The organism is Paraburkholderia sp. RL18-101-BIB-B (assembly GCF_046026985.1).
Lineage (GTDB): Bacteria > Pseudomonadota > Gammaproteobacteria > Burkholderiales > Burkholderiaceae > Paraburkholderia.
This window is the reverse complement of sequence record NZ_JARESV010000190.1, coordinates 1-551: the sequence shown is the minus strand read 5'-3', so window position 1 is coordinate 551 and position 551 is coordinate 1. Positions and strand designations below refer to the sequence as shown.

The following is a 551-nucleotide window of genomic DNA, read 5'->3' as shown; positions in this document are numbered from 1 at the left end:
TGAAATCCTCGTTACGCATCTGATGGAGGGAATTGGCATCGCACTCGACATTCCCGGAAATCGGATGTTCGTCACGGACCTGGGCGGCTCGGTCTACTCCGCCGATCTCGATGGAAAAAACCCGCGCAACTTCCTTTTCGCCCAAGGCAACCTCACCGGCATCGCCTATGCCGAAGTCTGACCCACGCAATTGGAGAAATGACATGACTGATACCAAGAGCCAGCCCATTCGCCGCATCGCCATCATCGGCACCGGCGTGATCGGTGCCAGCTGGACCGCGCTGTTTCTCGCCAAGGGGCTGCAGGTCGTCGCGACGGACATCGCCCCGAATGCCGAAGCCCAGCTCAGGGCGTTCGTGGAGGCTGCCTGGCCGGCGCTCACGAGATTGGGCCTTGCACCCGGAGCGTCGCAAGCGAACCTGACGTTCACGCCCGTGCTTGCACAAGCACTCACGGATGTCGACCTGGTCCAGGAAAACGGCCCCGAGCGGCTCGAATTCAAGCAGGATCTCTATCGGCAACTCGATGAGCTGCTGCCTCCCCACGTGATG

1 protein-coding gene and 1 pseudogene are annotated in these 551 nt (G+C 61.0%); both read left to right on the top strand.

The features are described 5' to 3' along the window. Positions 1–181: pseudogene (locus P0D73_RS46645) on the top strand (3-hydroxyacyl-CoA dehydrogenase); the annotation flags it as partial. Between the two features lie 22 nt (positions 182–203). Beyond that, positions 204–551, top strand: a 348-nt coding sequence (locus P0D73_RS46640; protein ID WP_408436512.1) for a 3-hydroxyacyl-CoA dehydrogenase NAD-binding domain-containing protein, incomplete at its 3' end; no start/stop codon positions are given.